Origin of the sequence: Paenibacillus caui, from assembly GCF_019904135.1 — a bacterium.
GTDB classification, from domain to species: Bacteria; Bacillota; Bacilli; order Paenibacillales; family Paenibacillaceae; genus Fontibacillus; species Fontibacillus caui.
On the sequence record NZ_JAIOGQ010000024.1, the window covers coordinates 63,261 to 78,795 of the forward strand.

Annotated in this window: 19 protein-coding genes and 5 pseudogenes; 13 read left to right on the top strand and 11 right to left on the bottom strand. The window is 45.7% G+C overall.

Annotated elements, in window-relative coordinates; genetic code table 11:
- Positions 1-113 precede the first annotated feature (113 nt).
- The 4 genes and pseudogenes from K7397_RS22235 to K7397_RS14840 all read left to right on the top strand — a co-directional run.
- Positions 114-221: pseudogene (locus tag K7397_RS22235) on the top strand (Fic family protein); the annotation flags it as partial.
- Positions 222-890: 669 nt separating this feature from the next.
- A complete protein-coding gene (locus K7397_RS14830; protein ID WP_223068719.1) occupies positions 891-1,223 on the top strand; it encodes a lactococcin 972 family bacteriocin in 333 nt (110 codons plus the stop codon).
- A gap of 73 nt (positions 1,224-1,296) precedes the next feature.
- Positions 1,297-1,563: a hypothetical protein gene (locus tag K7397_RS14835; RefSeq protein ID WP_223068720.1), complete on the top strand. Its 267-nt coding sequence runs from the start codon at positions 1,297-1,299 to the stop codon at positions 1,561-1,563.
- 137 nt (positions 1,564-1,700) lie between these two features.
- Positions 1,701-2,266 (top strand): annotated as a pseudogene (locus tag K7397_RS14840) (IS256 family transposase); the annotation flags it as partial.
- Positions 2,267-2,346: 80 nt separating this feature from the next.
- Here the strand turns inward: K7397_RS14840 and K7397_RS14845 are convergent.
- Complete coding sequence (locus K7397_RS14845; protein WP_223068721.1) at positions 2,347-2,835, bottom strand: hypothetical protein; 489 nt, start codon at positions 2,833-2,835, stop codon at positions 2,347-2,349.
- Positions 2,836-2,920: 85 nt separating this feature from the next.
- Here K7397_RS14845 and K7397_RS14850 point away from each other — a divergent pair, with 85 nt between their 5' ends.
- Both K7397_RS14850 and K7397_RS22240 read left to right on the top strand, forming a co-directional pair.
- Complete coding sequence (locus tag K7397_RS14850; RefSeq protein WP_223068722.1) at positions 2,921-3,652, top strand: DUF6060 domain-containing protein; 732 nt, start codon at positions 2,921-2,923, stop codon at positions 3,650-3,652.
- Between the two features lie 604 nt (positions 3,653-4,256).
- Positions 4,257-4,445: a bacteriocin-like WGxF protein gene (locus K7397_RS22240; protein ID WP_223068723.1), complete on the top strand. Its 189-nt coding sequence runs from the start codon at positions 4,257-4,259 to the stop codon at positions 4,443-4,445.
- A gap of 226 nt (positions 4,446-4,671) precedes the next feature.
- Here K7397_RS22240 and K7397_RS14860 read toward each other — a convergent pair whose 3' ends face one another.
- A complete protein-coding gene (locus tag K7397_RS14860; protein ID WP_223068742.1) occupies positions 4,672-5,010 on the bottom strand; it encodes a DinB/UmuC family translesion DNA polymerase in 339 nt (112 codons plus the stop codon).
- Between the two features lie 17 nt (positions 5,011-5,027).
- Between K7397_RS14860 and K7397_RS22055 the strand changes: the two are divergent.
- Positions 5,028-5,143 (top strand): annotated as a pseudogene (locus tag K7397_RS22055) (group II intron maturase-specific domain-containing protein); the annotation flags it as partial.
- Between the two features lie 68 nt (positions 5,144-5,211).
- Here K7397_RS22055 and K7397_RS14865 read toward each other — a convergent pair.
- A complete protein-coding gene (locus K7397_RS14865; protein WP_223068743.1) occupies positions 5,212-6,096 on the bottom strand; it encodes a LysR family transcriptional regulator in 885 nt (294 codons plus the stop codon).
- Positions 6,097-6,226: 130 nt separating this feature from the next.
- Between K7397_RS14865 and K7397_RS14870 the strand changes: the two genes are divergently transcribed.
- Positions 6,227-7,438, top strand: a complete 1,212-nt coding sequence (locus K7397_RS14870; RefSeq protein WP_337926738.1) for an MFS transporter — start codon at positions 6,227-6,229, stop codon at positions 7,436-7,438.
- A 29-nt stretch (positions 7,439-7,467) separates the two neighbouring features.
- Here the strand turns inward: K7397_RS14870 and K7397_RS14875 are convergent, their stop codons facing one another.
- Entirely contained in the window at positions 7,468-7,905 is a 438-nt protein-coding gene (locus K7397_RS14875; RefSeq protein WP_223068725.1) for a MarR family winged helix-turn-helix transcriptional regulator, read from the bottom strand.
- 153 nt (positions 7,906-8,058) lie between these two features.
- On the opposite strand from K7397_RS14875, the pseudogene K7397_RS14880 reads away from it, so the two are divergent.
- Positions 8,059-8,554, top strand: a pseudogene (locus K7397_RS14880) (glutathione peroxidase).
- Between the two features lie 198 nt (positions 8,555-8,752).
- Positions 8,753-9,805 carry a dual-specificity RNA methyltransferase RlmN gene (rlmN, locus tag K7397_RS14885; protein ID WP_223068727.1) on the top strand — a complete coding sequence of 351 codons (1,053 nt, stop codon included), beginning with the start codon at positions 8,753-8,755 and terminating at the stop codon, positions 9,803-9,805.
- Between the two features lie 77 nt (positions 9,806-9,882).
- On the opposite strand, the gene K7397_RS14890 is transcribed toward rlmN, so the two are convergent.
- Positions 9,883-10,395, bottom strand: coding sequence for a hypothetical protein (locus tag K7397_RS14890; RefSeq protein ID WP_237690941.1), 513 nt, complete (start codon positions 10,393-10,395; stop codon positions 9,883-9,885).
- Between the two features lie 160 nt (positions 10,396-10,555).
- On the opposite strand from K7397_RS14890, the gene K7397_RS14895 reads away from it, so the two are divergent.
- Positions 10,556-10,855 (top strand): DUF6509 family protein, encoded by a 300-nt coding sequence (locus K7397_RS14895; protein WP_223068728.1) that lies wholly within the window; start codon positions 10,556-10,558, stop codon positions 10,853-10,855.
- A gap of 116 nt (positions 10,856-10,971) precedes the next feature.
- Here the strand turns inward: K7397_RS14895 and K7397_RS14900 are convergent, their stop codons facing one another.
- Entirely contained in the window at positions 10,972-11,553 is a 582-nt protein-coding gene (locus K7397_RS14900; protein WP_223068729.1) for an NAD(P)H-dependent oxidoreductase, read from the bottom strand.
- Between the two features lie 180 nt (positions 11,554-11,733).
- On the opposite strand from K7397_RS14900, the gene K7397_RS14905 reads away from it, so the two are divergent.
- A complete protein-coding gene (locus tag K7397_RS14905; RefSeq protein ID WP_223068730.1) occupies positions 11,734-12,753 on the top strand; it encodes an AraC family transcriptional regulator in 1,020 nt (339 codons plus the stop codon).
- 46 nt (positions 12,754-12,799) lie between these two features.
- On the opposite strand, the gene K7397_RS14910 is transcribed toward K7397_RS14905, so the two are convergent.
- Entirely contained in the window at positions 12,800-13,168 is a 369-nt protein-coding gene (locus K7397_RS14910) for a DUF423 domain-containing protein (protein ID WP_223068731.1), read from the bottom strand.
- A 182-nt stretch (positions 13,169-13,350) separates the two neighbouring features.
- Here K7397_RS14910 and greA point away from each other — a divergent pair, with 182 nt between their 5' ends.
- On the top strand, positions 13,351-13,830 hold the full coding sequence (gene greA, locus K7397_RS14915; RefSeq protein WP_223068732.1) for a transcription elongation factor GreA: 480 nt from the start codon (positions 13,351-13,353) through the stop codon (positions 13,828-13,830).
- Here the strand turns inward: greA and K7397_RS14920 are convergent.
- From K7397_RS14920 to K7397_RS14935, 4 genes and pseudogenes are all read right to left on the bottom strand, one after another.
- Positions 13,819-14,166 (bottom strand): annotated as a pseudogene (locus K7397_RS14920) (VOC family protein); the annotation flags it as partial. The gene greA and the pseudogene K7397_RS14920 sit on opposite strands and share 12 nt — an antisense overlap.
- A 35-nt stretch (positions 14,167-14,201) precedes the next feature.
- Positions 14,202-14,504, bottom strand: coding sequence for a hypothetical protein (locus K7397_RS14925; protein WP_223068733.1), 303 nt, complete (start codon positions 14,502-14,504; stop codon positions 14,202-14,204).
- Positions 14,505-14,720 carry a hypothetical protein gene (locus K7397_RS14930; RefSeq protein ID WP_223068734.1) on the bottom strand — a complete coding sequence of 72 codons (216 nt, stop codon included), beginning with the start codon at positions 14,718-14,720 and terminating at the stop codon, positions 14,505-14,507.
- Between the two features lie 124 nt (positions 14,721-14,844).
- Entirely contained in the window at positions 14,845-15,075 is a 231-nt protein-coding gene (locus K7397_RS14935; protein ID WP_223068735.1) for a VOC family protein, read from the bottom strand.
- Positions 15,076-15,535 lie beyond the last annotated feature (460 nt).

Sequence of the window (15,535 nt, forward strand, 5' to 3'; positions counted from 1 at the left end):
TCTGGTTTCCCGATTATCCCTCTCCTGAATTTATGGCCAACAATGTATTCATGACCTTAGCGAAGACAAGCACTTAAAAACCTCTCCATGAATGACTTCGCACGAAAGCAGCTCAGATCTACTCAGATATCAATTACATACATCCATTTCGAGAAGGAAATGGAAGATCTACTCGGGAATGTTTCTGGCAGCTGGCGTTAGAAAATGGTTTTGAGCTCTAATGGAGTCGATTTCCAAAGGAAGAGTATATGAAAGCTGTAATCAAGACAAATGAGCCTTCTGAAATCCAGCCACTTTCGGATGTTATCTTAAAATGTCTTCAGCCCCACAGCGCATGGACAGAACGATCGGTTTATCCGGAAAAGGCAATTAAATGAAAGGATGTACTCAAAGAGGCATAAGGTCTTCCGGATTCTACGCGCGGAAATATCATTGATCCGGCGTGGCTAAACTGCTAAGTCGAACGGTTTCATATCCAGGGAGCAGACGGGCAAGAAACGGTTCGATTTTTGTTTTAAGGGAGAAAGAGATCCGATCAGCGAATTTATTGAAGCTTACTTGTCACGAGACTTGAAAAACCAATGGATCTACCAGGCTACTGAAGCTAAGAAAATGGATATTAATCCAGGCATAGATATGGAACGGTAGGGGAGGATTATTTAATGAAAATTGACAGAGATAAGACAATAGATGAGTTTCTCATTGGAACCATTGGAACATAATAGCCGCCCTCGTAAATGTCTCGGCTGGAAATCCGCTCACGAAACTTTCATGGAAGAGTTGTCGCACTTAGATTGACAATACGTCTCCTAAAAAAATATTTACATAAATGGTTTTTTGGTATAAATTATACTACGTAATGAAAAATACCAATATTTAGTAGTTTACTTATGAAAAAGAAACTAATTGCACTGGTAGTAGCGTTAGCAATTCCTACTAGCGCGTTTGCTGCTGAACACGGTTCTATCACCATGATTAGAGACGGAATTACACCAATGGTAGTAGAAGACGCTGGTGGTGGTACTTGGGATCATGATTTCTCAGTAGACCAACCTTACAGACATTGGTCAAATTATAATCATACTAGCAAAACACATAAATCAAGCGCAGGTAATCTTTTTACTACCGTGTCTTCTGAGTGGAAATCTTCTACTGAAGGATGGACTTATGCTACTTGTTCAGATACTTTATTCGGAAATACTGCAAACTGGGATACTAAATAATAAATCAACACTTACGATTAGTAGTAAAAAAGGAGAGTCAATCTATATAGTAAAATTTTTTCACAGAGTATCAATGTACAAATTGAAAATGGGAGATAAAAAGCTTGCAATACATAATATATTGAAAGCTTTAGAAACCACTGATACATTTAATAATGTAGCGATATTCAAAAAATGTGTAGTGCTGTTTGAAGCTTTAAGAGATTATGCAGATGAAGACCAACAGCAACAATTTTCCACTTTAATGAACAAAATTTTTAAGGAGGAATTAAAGAATGAAAAAGGTACTTTTGTCGGTGGTAATTGTATTGAGTTTAGCGAGTCTACCCTACACTTCTAACATATCTACCATATCAACTGCAGTCCAAGAACACGGAGCAGGACATTAGTAGTGTCCAGTGACACAATTTCACCCACATATCTTTAGTATCAGAAGCCTGATATCAGGCTTTTTTTATTTGATTTAGGCAATTATGTGTTACTGACTTGAAAAATCGTGGAGTTCAGGACATTCTTATCAACTGTGTGGATAACCTCACGGGCTTCTCCCAAGCGATTAAGCTTGCTTATCCCAATACTGAGATTGAAAAGTATATCATTCACCAAATCCGGAATTCCACCCGTTATGTATTGTACAAGGATCTGAAGAAAGTGACCTCTGATCTAAAGCCGATCTACAAAGCGACTACAGAAGAAATCGCCTTACTGGAATTGGATCGGTTTGAGGAAAATCTGGGGGGACAAATACCCGCTCATTGTTTATTCCTGTCCCAACAATTGGGAGGAACTCGCCACGTTCTAAGTATCCAACAGAGCTTCGCAAGCTCATTTATACCACCAATATGATTGAGAGTTGCCACCGCCAACTTCGGAAAGTCACAAAAGGGAAGAACATCTTTCCCGCAGACGAATCTCTCCTCAAAATGCTTTACCTGGTAACGGTAGACGTGACTCGCAAATGGACAGACCGTGTCCAAAACTGGGGGCAAATCTTGCTTCAGCTGTCATTCTATCCGGAGCGGATTGGACAGCACTTACCATGAAGCCCCCCTCCCCCCGGAGGTTCCTTGAATTTTGAGTTTACACAAAATTATAGACAGACCTGAAACTGCTCTTTTTGACCTCATTTCGCCTTAACCGATATTACCTTGTAGTCGCCTTTCGGTATGTTGAAACCCAGATAATATCCATCGAACACTTCTAGTTCATAGGTTTTGTTAGTCCCTACTAATCTCACTTTCTTGACATCCTTATTGTAAACATTCCCAGCGATTATATCTAATTCTGTTCCCAGTTCTGTCTTATCGCTCAATTGAACATATGGACTAATTACTGGTCCCATAGTATTATCCAGACGATATCCCTTAGATGATGTTTCAACCTTAGCTACACCGTAGGCGTTATTTAAGTCATTATCTCTAAATAAAATGTAAATGCTCTCTTCATACTTAAACCGTTGAATCTCCCCAAATCCCACTCTGTTAAATTCTTTTTTTATTGCTTCATCAACCGTACTTTCCCATGTTAGACGGTTATCTGATTCTTTATTGCATAAAGTTAAAACCACTAAAATGGTAAATAGTATCGCAAGCAATGTCATAATTCTTCTCAAGTCATACACCTCCAGTTATTTACAAATGAAAATATATAATATACTATACCAGTATCAGTAAAATTTTTCTATTAGGAGGAAGAAAATGAAGAAATTTGTTGCTATTGTACTATCTATTTGCATGTTGTTAGGGGCATCTTCCATTGTTTCTGCTAAGGAAGATAAACCTACTAATGACAAGAAGAATGCTATTACGGTTGATCAGTATGGTTATTATGATCCTACAACTGGTTTAGTCATCGGTGCAGCTTTTAATGTTGACGAAAATGGTAATTTAGTAGAAATTCCTTTAGAAGAGTATGCTAAAGAAGCGCAAGGAACTAAGCCCCAAGCCATTACCCAAAAGGATATCCCTGCACAGTCAGGTACTGTAAGCCCAATGGTTTTTCCTTACGAAGAACACGATGAATTTCTACCCGAATCATATTACCAATATTACGCTGCTGCACAACCTGTAAGTGACTATATCTGGTGTAATTCCGACGTTGGTTGCCCTATTACTGCACAATGGCAAGTAACTTCTCAAAATAGTTTCACAGCTAATGTCAACACAAACTCCGAGAAGAGTGCTGTAATGGCCGGTGCTGGATATAACTATTCATACTCTACATCAGAGTCTATATCATATTCTCTAACCGTACCAAAGGGCAAGAAGGCTCTTTTGGCTTTTAGGCCTAAATACACACATGTACAAGGCAAACTAAAACATACTAATAATCTTGGTATCGTCTCATATAAGGATGTAGGAACTGAGTACCCAGTTAAAAACTCACAAGGTAATACTGCTGGAACATTCCTACTAGTTTATGCAAACTAAAAAGAGATTTAAGAGAGAGAGCACCTGAGTGGGTGCTCTCTCTCTTATCGGTTATATAAACAAATATAAGCTCCTCACTACAGTTTTGAATCTATTATTTTTTAAAGTAGCTCGAAAAAGAGGAAGATAATTAAACATGAAAAACTGATCACAGTTGTCTTAGCATTAACGATGTTTTGATTATGCGCACATCTGACTAATGCCAATGTCGTAAAAAATGATTAAAAACAGAGAAGGAAATGAATGAAATGAGGAACTAAAAAAAGGAGTTTAAGCAAATCAAAAATACTGTGGTAGCTTCATTATCCGCTCAAGAATATGAAACCCTAAAATATGATCCAAATGTAGAGTACATAAAGGACGGCCAGATCAACGCAGCATAAGTAACCTTGAATAAAACCGACTACTTATCGCCATTCAGATTGTTTGCTCCCGTATTAACAAAAATATTATTCTTGCGTTGTTCTAAGATTTGAGGCGAGCGGGTAAAACGATTATCTGTGTAACGCATGACCAAGACATTGCTAATCATTCAGATAGGATAATCTCTATAGATAATCAATAAATTGCTCTTCCTATACAACACTTAAAGGAGATTCTTAAGATGATTAGATCATTATTGCTCTCATTTGTAAACTGCTTATTATTTATTGTAGCTGGTGTTATTCATCGTATTGTTCTAAGGAGATTCCAATTACCAATAAACAATGTTGCCATTTACTGGGGAACGTTTATTGGAATATTTTTCATTATTTCTTTATTATTTATGTTGTTATTTAGGTCCAAAAGATAGTTTGAAATCTATAAATACGGTAAATAGTATTAAACAGGACTGACTAAAATTTATTGAACTGTAACACTATTTGTGGACACTTAAAAAGAAAGAGCCAAAAGTTAAGAGATGGTTCCTGTATTCAGGAGTCATCTTTTTAATGCCCATTCCAGCGCTGGAGACGGTCCTTATGTTTCGGCAGTAGTATCGCTGTCCACTTTTTATGTCCTCGATCTCGAATTATCCGTTACGCCATTCTATTCTGCAATGAGTTGACCGCAGTTCCAGATTGGGTTAAGTAGCTTAGCATCGCTCCCGGTCCAAACCTTCCTTGAATGCTTTCCAGTGCTCGGCCCATTCGTTGCAGTAGCTCGGTCTGAGGACCTGGAAACAGATCCAGCTGGATCACTTGATCCGTTACCAGATTCGTAACCTCGACATGAACATGGTGCACAAGACCGCTGCTTGGCTCTACAGTAAACAAATTTAAACATGCTTCGTAAATGTTATTGGCTACATTTGTCGCCTCTGTGAGCGTCTTAGAGCGGCTGTGTCTACGTTTATATTCATGCTTACTGTAGCAAATGGTTGGGTCACCTTCAGATGGCTAACTCCCGTCGAGGCGCGTGGGAAATGTCCCGGACCAAACATGCCCTTCCGACTTCCTATTGGGAAGCGAAAGGAAAAGTGTGCTTTCTCGTTATTTGGAACTTTGTTAACCATTTTGGAACCTCCGTATCGACTCGCATGTCGGTGGTGTGAGCGCTCGGGGACTAGCCGCCTCCTGCTACTCGATTTCTTTGAACTGTTCCATAACAAACTCTCTGAACTGCTTCGCGGTCCGGGAAAGATATCTTTCTTTATGCCAGGCGAGGCCAATGGTCCGGCTGCAGCTGGGGAAGCTTACCGGTACAAAGGCTATTTCGTTTGGGTCAATGCCCTTGGTCTGGGGAATAATGGCGACCCCGAGTCCTGCGGCGACAAGTCCGGCGATCGTATGGACTTCTTCCCCTTCAAAAGAAATTTTGGGACTGATTCCGGCTTCCCGAAGCAGATCATCGATGATTTTGCGCAGGCCGTAGCCCAATTTAAAGGAGATCAATGGTTCATCGCCGATCTCCTTGAGGTGGATGGGTCCGCTGTCTGCAAGGCGGTGCCCTCTGGGCACGATGACGAACAGCTCCTGGCTCATTAATTCGACCCACTCCAGCGGCTGCCCGGTTTCCCGGGGAGCCGCCATGCACATGTCGATTTCTCCGGAGACAAGCTGGTTCAAAAGGTTCGGCGTATTATTCTGATGCAGCTGAAAATGAACAGCCGGATGGTCTTTGCGGTAAGTCCTGATTAACCCCGGGACAAACTGGACGCCCAGCGTATGAAGGAACCCGAGAGAGACTTCTCCATGTTCCGGATGAAGCAGATCGTCCAGCTCCTGTATCCCTTCCTGATATTCTGCCAGCATGCGATTTACCCGCAGCAGAAAAAGGTGGCCGTACTTGCTCAGGACGATCGAGCGCCCGCTGCGTTCGAACAGCGGGACGCCAAGCTCCTTCTCCAGTCTGGAGATGGACCGGCTTAACGCCGGCTGGCTAATGGACAATGCCCGGGCCGCTGTAGTCATATGCTGCAAGCGCGCTACGGTCTGAAAATATTCAAGCTGCTGCCATTCCAACTTGCTCACCTCTTTCGCCTCATTTATTACATATATGATATAAATATGATCTAAATAATGCATTAGACATTATATTATGTCAGTCATATACTGGAGTTTGTCAATAGAACGGATTAAAGGGGTATGCATCGTGGATGACTATATTGAGATTGGAAGCAAGAAGCATGTGAGAGCTGCGGTGTGCATGCTGCTGGGGAGCATCGTTTCCTTTGCCATTATGTACAGTCCGCAGCCGCTCATCAGTTTATTTTCAGAGAAATACGGCATTTCACCCTCGGCGGCCAGCGCATCGATCTCCTTGACGACCATTGCGCTTGCGGTCTCTTTGCTGTTTGTTCCGGCGCTATCCGGCTTTTGGGGACGCAAGAAAATGATGAGCCTGTCGCTTTTGCTGACCTCTTTGTTTGCGATTGTGTCGGTTCTGGTGGATTCGTTCGAATATTTCCTGGTGTTCCGGCTGCTGGAAGGCATAAGCATCGCAGGCTTTCCTTCGATTGCTATGGCCTACCTGAACGAGGAGTTCTCTCCCCGGACAGTCGGGAGGGTAATGGGCATTTATGTGGGTGGCACCGCGATTGGCGGATTTTTCGGGCGTATCGTGATCGGAACGTTGACGGACCTGTTTAACTGGCAGACAGCCATGTTGATCATGGGCGTGATAAGCTTGCTGTTCAGCCTCTGGTTCTGGCGCTATCTGCCGGCTTCCACCCATTTTACTTCGAAGAAAGTATCGATCGCCGAATGGGTCTCAGGCATAAAAGCCGGTCTAAGCAGCAAAAGCTTGCTTTGCATGTACGCAACGGGATTTTTGCTTATGGGGGTTTATATCACCGTCTTGGACTATATCGGCTATCCGCTGACCCGCGAGCCTTATAACCTTAGCCAAACGGTATTTGGCTTTTTGTTTGTGGTCAATCTCGTCGGCACATGGAGTTCGGTCTGGTTCGGAAAAATGGCGGACCGCTATCCGCGCAGGCATGTGGTGGCACTGGCTTTGGCCATATTCGTCGGTGGGAGCCTGCTGACGTTGAGCCCGGTTTTGGCGCTCAAAATCGCGGGCGTTGCCATGGTCGCCTTTGCTTTCTTTGCAGGACACTCGGTAGCCAGCAGTTGGGTAGGGATCCTGGCGGGCCGGAAATATAAAGCCCAGGCTTCGTCCTTTTATCTGTTGTTCTATTATTCGGGGTCCAGCCTGGTGGGGTGGTCCGGGGGACTGTTTCTGGGCCGTTTCGGCTGGAACGGCCTGATCGTCTATCTGCTTGTCCTTCTGGGAGTGGGCGTGCTTGTTTCTTCCCGGACGGGAGATCGGAGCGGCTTGATGAAGAATAAGGTCAGTGCGTAAAGAATCCCCGGATCCTTCCGGGGAAGTGGTTATTTCGTACCCATCTTCCGCATAAACTTGGCAATTTGTTCCCGAAGGCTGGTAATATCTTCGATGCTTACTTGGGTCTTTCCATACAGGTTGAAGGGAACTTCCTCAACCTGCTGTTGCAGCTTTCTCCCCTGTTCAGTCAATTCAATGATGACGTTTCGTTCGTCGCTCTTGTCCCGGTTTCTGGTAATCAGACCGGCGGCTTCGAGTTTTTTAAGCAGGGGAGTGAGCGTACCCGAGTCCAGAAACAGACGGGACCCGAGCTCCTTTACGGTAATTCCGTCCTTCTCCCAAAGCGCGAGCAGGGTAATATATTGGGTATAGGTGAGCCCAAACTCCGAAAGAAGCGGACGGTACAGCTTCATCATTTCTTTGGAGCAGGCATAAAAAGCAAAACAAAGCTGATTATCCAGCTTGAGCAGTTCGCGGCGATCCATTCTTTTTCACCTGCCGTTAAAATTGTGTTCAGGTTCGTTCGGATATTATAGCACTCTGAAAGTTTTCCAGTCAAAAAGGAAATTGACACTGCCTAATAAATTGCATACAATTAAATTACATGAAATTAATATGAAATAAGGAGGTTGTTCAAGATGTCTATTTACGATATTGAAGTGAAGACCATTAGAGGAGAATCGGGGACGCTTGAGCCTTACAAAGGGCAGGTGCTGCTGATTGTCAACACGGCTACCAAATGCGGTTTTGCTGCCCAGTTCAAGGGGCTACAGCTCTTGCATGACAAGTACAAGGATCAAGGCTTTGCCGTGCTCGGATTCCCCTCGAGCCAATTCGCGAACCAGGAGCCGGGCACCAATGAAGAGGTGGCTCAGGCCTGCGAGATCAATTTCGGCGTCCAATTCCCGCTGCATGCCAAAATTGATGTGAACGGCAAGAACGCCCATCCGCTGTTTAAACTGCTGACCAATGAAGCCCGCGGCATGTTCGGTTCGAAAGCGATCAAATGGAACTTCACCAAGTTCCTGATTGACCGGGAAGGGCGGGTTCTGAAACGGTTCAGCCCGGGCGGATACGCCCGAACAGATCGAACAGCACATCCGCCAGCTGCTTGAAGCAGAGGTTCATGTATAAAAGGATCGCATAAAGAGATGATGAGAAAGCGAAAGTTCCGGCCATGGACTTCGCTTTTTTCTACATAAACCTGAAGTTCCCATAAAGGGTTCCCCTTGTGCTGATCTATAAAATTTGGGACAATAATAGGGTTGGATCCTGGTGCTGTTTTAGAGGAACAGGAATAAACTTTATACAGTTTGAAAAGAGGAACTCTTTATGAATAAACCATCCATCTATGAGTTAACTTTGGAGCAATTGTCGGCATGGCTTGAGGAGCATGGGGAGAAGAAGTCCAGAGCGCTGCGGGTTTGGGACTGGCTATACCGGAAACGGGTGACTGCGTTTGCCGAAATGGCGGATGTGAACGAAGCGGTTCTGGAGCTGCTGCAGGAGCATTTTTCCATTCAAACGCTAAGCGAGCATACGAAGCAGGAGTCGGTAGACGGAACGGTCAAGTTTCTGTTCAGGCTGCAGGACGGCAATTTGATCGAAACCGTATTGATGCGGCAAAAATACGGCTTGTCCGTCTGCGTAACGACGCAGGTGGGCTGCAACATCGGCTGCAGCTTCTGTGCAAGCGGCCTTTTGGCGAAGAGCCGGGACTTGACCAGCGGCGAAATTGTGGAGCAGGTCATGAAGGTTCAGCTTGAACTGGACCGGGCCGGACGGGGCGAACGGGTCAGCCACATCGTGGTAATGGGGATTGGCGAGCCCTTTGACAATTTCGACAATATGGCTGACTTTATCCGAATTATCAAGGACGCCAAGGGCCTTGCAATCGGGCCGAAAAGCATTACCGTGTCTACCAGCGGACTTGCCGGGAAAATCAAGGAATTCGCCGACTCTGATCTGCAGGTCAACCTGGCCATTTCGCTGCATGCGCCGAATAATGAGCTGCGCACGCACATCATGAAGATCAATAAGGCGATTCCGATTGAGAATGTGCTGGAAGCCATGGATTATTATATAGAGCGGAGCAACCGGAAGGTGACGCTTGAATATATTTTGCTTAAAGGTGTCAACGACCGGCATGAGCATGCACTGGAGCTGGCGCTGCTGATCGGGGAGCGCCAGCCGCGCGTCACCGTTAACCTCATTCCATACAATCCGGTGGATGAACACAGCATGTACCAGCGCAGCGAGCGGGAAGCGATCTTGGGCTTCTACGATACGCTGAAAAAGCAGGGGATTAACGTCAGCGTGCGCCTTGAACACGGAACCGATATTGACGCGGCCTGCGGACAGCTTAGAAGCAAACAACTCAACTGAAGAACTGAAACCGGGGTAACAATAGACCGTCCACAAGCCATTCAGGCTCTCGGACGGTCTATTGCTGCGGAAGGAAGTTAAAATTCCCTCTCTCTTCGCTTGAACATCATCAGACAGCCGGCGATGAGCAGGATTGCGGCGATCACGGGTTGCCCTCCGGACAGGCTGCCGATCAGGGAACCGAGAGAGAAGACTGCAAAGAACAGCAGGGACAGTACGGTCAAAATGTTGATGGGAATCAGCAGCCATTTATTGCGGTTCCCAAACCAATACATCTCGAACAGCCCGACAGCCGGCGCCAAAATAAATCCCGGCCACATAACATCCCAGTTATCGAATACCATGGAAATTTGGCAAACTACGCCGACCGTAAATAAAACGCCGCCGGGTACAAGCACCCCGATGCCTCTGCGCTGGAGGATGGAGAAATAGAGCCAGTGAAAGAACACGCCAATCGGAATAATAAACAGGGTTGGCCAAAAATAGGTGAACGTGTTTCCCGTGCTCCAGTTAATTTCCCCTTTAATTAACATAAAGACTCCCAGCAAGATGAGAATGGGGCCAAAAATAGCGCTGCGATCCTTTTTCAAAAGGGCTCACTCCTTAAACGTTACTAAGCTGTTTTCAGCATAGCACAACTGAAGGGGACTGTCTTCATTCCGGAGAGTGTGAAGGATATCGGTCTTGAGACGGAGTATGGTAAGATGATGGATGACCATTTATTTTGAAGAAAAGAGGCTGGACAACTCTATGCTTACAATATCCGACTACAGTGTGGAATGGGTCAAGGACCCTTTCGGCATTTTAACCGGCAAGCGTTACGAATTTAAAGCGGATCTGGATATTCCGGAAGAAGATGATCTTTACTCGGTGAACGGCGTGTATGCGCGGGTGATCGTAAAGGTGGAAGAAGGACAGACAAGCATCGTTGCTTACGATCTGCTGGAGAAAGGGACGGACCAGATTCTGGACTTTGATCTGGAGGATGAAGAGGAAGCGGATTTGGCCGCTTTCTGCAAGGAGCATCTGCCGAAGCCGGAAGAAGCCTGAAGCCTGAAGCCTGACGTGCCGTGCAGGCAGGGAATTTGAATGCAGCTCCGCCCGTGAACCTGGGCGGAGCTGCTCGCATTGCCTGTATTTGCTCGCTGCGCTCCGATACGCTTCCGCTAGGCATTGTTCCTCCCTAATTGGTTGGCCTTGGCGAGCCACTTGTTCCGGGTCTGCTCGGAAGATGCCTTGACCGACCCAAATTCGGTAATGCGCACCGGTTTTACGCCGCAGAACTGCAAAATGCCTTGCTTCATGATGCGATGTCCTGCTCCTCTAAGAGCTAATCGGTAATACAATGGAGGAGAGTCCATGGTGACGATCAGGCGTGCCGATTTTCCTTTGAGCAGCTTATCGTACAGCAGAGAGTTCGGACGCGGTTTATACGAAAAGCCCGGCAGAAACAACCTGTCGAAAAAGCCCTTCAGGATGGCCGGCATCGTTCCCCACCAGATCGGATAGACGATCACCAGATGATCGGCCCAGCGGATCGTTTCCTGCGCGGCAATCAAATCTTCTTCCAGATCCATTCTTTGATGATAGCCGTATTTCAGGTTTGGGTTAAACGTGATTTTGCTCAGGTCAATGGTGCGTACCTTGGCGCCTGCGTCTTCGGCCCCTTTGATATAGGCGGCGCCGAGCGCATGACAGAGGCTTTCTTCATAAGGATTGCCCAGAATGACTGCTATGTTCATTGTCATTTCTCCTTCTCATTCAAGTTTATGGCTATCCTCTTCTCTTTGCCATGATAAGATAAGAGCAGAACGGCATAGGCAGAGGATTCACTTCTTGATTTGATGATAAAGGATGCGAAGGTCTGCTCGACATGATGAAAGACGCAAAAAACTTGTTTTTTTACGCAGTTAAAGGAGTTTTCGCGAATGAATGACTACGGCGTATTGTCCTCCCTGCTTCATCCCATTATGAAAACAATCATCAAAAAGGGCTATAATCCGGACGACTTCTGCAGCTTTGCGGGTGTGGACAGGGATATTTTGCAGGATGCGGAAGCGCGTATACCAGAGGACGAACTAATCAGAATCATGGCCGCGGCTGCGGCATTTACGAAAGACGACGTGTTTGGTCTTCACCAGGGTCAATCCATGGCCCTGTCCGATCTGGGAGCGGTCGGCCACGTTATCCAGCATTCGAACACGATCGGTGAAGCGGTGTCCGCTTTCCAAAAATACAATTCGGTCGTATGCAGCGGCTTTCAAATCAGCCCGGAGGCAGAGGGAACGAGCAGGGTCATTCGGCTGGCTTTTCAAAACCCGTTTAAGATACCGTCCCGGCACTGCATAGAGGATATGGCAAGCTCTTTGTACCATATCATGATGCATCTGAGCTTGAGACCGATTCCGATACAGGAAATCCGGTTTAGACACGAATTCCCCGGCCAGCTTGCCCCTTATCTCGAAGTGTTTGGCATAGAGCCGAAGTTTGGAGAGCAGGATAATGTGCTCTGCCTGCCCCAAGAGGTATGGGATTATCCCGTTGTTTATGCGGACGAGAAGCTACGGCGCATATTTGAACGGGCGGCCGAGGAAGCGATGGGCAAGGGGAATCAGAAATTGGGCTTGTCCGGCAAGCTGTATTTCTGGATGATGGAAGCTTTGCCGGTGCATTTTCCAACCCTTAGCGAGGCTGCCGGATGGCTTCATATGAGTCCCAGAACGCTGCAGTCCAGATTGAAGGAGGAACAAACCACTTATACCGATCTGGCAAATGAGGTGCGCAGGGAGCTGGCGCTCGGCTATTTGGGCAACACCGAATATACGGCTGCCGAGGTCGCTTATCTGCTGCACTTCTCGGAGCCGAGCGCCTTCCAAAGCGCCTTCAGAAAATGGACAGGAATGACGCCGGGGCAGTACCGGACGGTCCAGAACAGCGGCGCCGATTGACCAGGCCACGGAAGGGGGGGCATCCCCTATCCGTTAGCCGTTATCCTTATCCCTGAATAGCAGCGATGACCACAAGCACCCATCCCGCGAGGAAGGCGATACCTCCAAGCGGCGTGATGGCTCCCAGTTTCCGGATGCCGGTAAGGCTTAGGGCATACAGACTTCCCGAGAACAGAACAATCCCGGCGGCCAGCAGCCAGCCGGCCAGATTGACGAGAGAAGAGCTGTCAAGCTGGTTCGCCATCAGGCCTGTCAGCAGCAGTCCAAGACCGTGGGCCAAATGATATTGGATTCCCGTTTGGTATGTTTTCATTTGGTCTTCGGACAGTTTATTTTTAAGCGCGTGGGCACCGAATGCTCCCAGTGCTACGGCCAGAAACATCATGATTCCTCCAAGCATGAGCAGTGTATTCATCTTTACTTGATCACCTCCAAAACCCATACTACCGACAGCCGAGGCCGGTCGTCAAATCCAAAGATCCCGCATCCCGAAGGAATAAAACGGGTAGAACTAGTCCTAGAATGTTATACTATGCATATAGATATAAAGAATGTCCGAAGAATGACCAAAACCAATATAGCTAGGAGAGCCTGAAGATGTCCAATGAAGAAGAAGTTATCTTAACCCCTGAAGGTTTGGCCAAGCTGGAGCAGGAGCTCGAAGAACTGAAGACGGTGAAACGCAAAGAACTGGCCGAACGGATCAAAATTGCGCTCAGCTACGGAGACTTGAAGGAGAACAGCGAGTATCATTCCGCCAAGGATGACCAGGCTTTTATGGAGACCCGCATTCTCACGATCACCAATATTCTCCGCAAGGCGAAGGTGGTTGAGAACCAGGATACCAGCGTTGTAAGCGTAGGTTCCATCGCCGTGCTGAACGATCTGGAATTTAGCGAGCGGATCGAATATCAAATTGTAGGACCTGCCGAGGCGGATGTCGCCCAGAATAAAATTTCCTACGAAAGCCCTTTGGGCAAATCGCTTCTCGGCCACAAGGCAGGAGACGTTGTCGATGTTGAAGCCCCTGTAGGAATCATTAAATATGAGGTGCTGGATATCAAGTCAGGTCTGTAACAGGTAAAATGACGAAGGCGCTCTTTCGGGAGCGCCTTTTTGAATTTCGCGCGCCGCCACTTCGCTCATCAGCGCATGGGTGTTGTTTTCCGTATCCTTGAAGAAAGCCATCCAGGTTTCGGTGTCGCCCATTTTGGCGACCACATGAGGCTTTCCGATAAAGGGTACGCCTTTACCGGAAAGCTCCTCATAGGCGGATTGGATCTGTTCCACCTGAAAATAGAGGACCGAGCTGGCATGGGCATACTCCTCTTGCTCAGGCAGGCTGAGCATCAGGCGCAATCCCCCGCAATCCAGGAATGCCATGGACTCTGTGTTGAAGAGAAGGGGCAATCCTTATTGTTCTCATTTGCTCTTCACTTCAAGAACCATTAATTTTTCTGATCATTTAAGTACAAGGATTCTACATAATCAATTCCTTCAGAAGTAATAAAAACAGCTAATCGTTCGGGTTTGCCTCCAGATGATGAAATATGAATAAATTTTTTCCCTAAAAGATAGTGAAATGCTTTGTGCCTTTCGTTATCTGTGTACAGTTCTTCCTTTGTCCCTACTAATGCTTCAGTCTTTCCTGAAAAGGCTTCTGGTCCACCAGAATAAAAAATTTCGTATAACTGCTCCATTATACTTCTTCTCAACTCTCTACGTTCATTTATTTTCTTTGCTTCTATCATTCAATTCACTACTCCTTCCCCTTGTTTTTCCATAAAAATAGTGGATGGAGTCAAAGTTGTAAGTATGCTGTTTTCACTTGATGTAACATTTTGAGAATCTACTGATGCTGCTTTAGAGATATTGAATGGTAGTAACGTTAGACATAAGACAAGTGCCAGCAATACTCCTGCCAATCTTTTTGTGAAACCAGTGCGATTGTCGTTTCTTCTTCTCATTTTACCATCTCCAGTTGAATAATAGAGTATTTTCTGTAAGGTAATTACAGAATAATCCAATAGTAGTATATCTATTAGGTCGAAGTATGGTAAAAATTGTCTATTAATCTAGAATATAGATATTTTACTTTATAAATAAACAAAAGCCCGCCAACCAATTAAGGTCAGCGGGCTTTTTACCGAACGCGTATCCTGCACTTTCAGCGCCGTGCTGCTTGGCCCTAATATAATCTGCCGTCATCATATCAAACACTCCAAGCAGCTCCTTGTAAAAAGAACAGGCTCTCGCAACATCTTGGACGGGTATGGCGATCTGGCTGATTTGCTGAATGTGATGGGTGGGATTTAAGTTCATAATCGGGTTGCTCCTTTCGCGCTTGTATTGGTCTGTTTACAATAGCATCATACCGTACATAAGCCTGTCCGTGCTTAGCTAAAATCACCTTTTTGAAAAATAGATCCTTAATTAATATTATTTGTCATATTGTTTCTGATTTAATAGAATAACAGAACGTTACTCCGGAAAGCGAAGCTAGCACGGTACCAACTTTAAATTGTCCATACCAAATTGAACACTTCGACAAAGCATCTCTTTTCCCGACAAAATATATTATTGAAAATAATGTGAATTAAGCATAATATTATTTACTGGATATAATAGTTAAATGATTAGCTGGCCAGCTTTCATAAATGAGCATTTTGCATAATTCCGTGATTGAGAATTAGACAGCAGAATCTAAGGAGTAGTTGGTGGTGTATTTTCGTCTCAGGTGACTTCGGACATAAAAAAGGGCAGACCTGCAGAATTTCTGTTC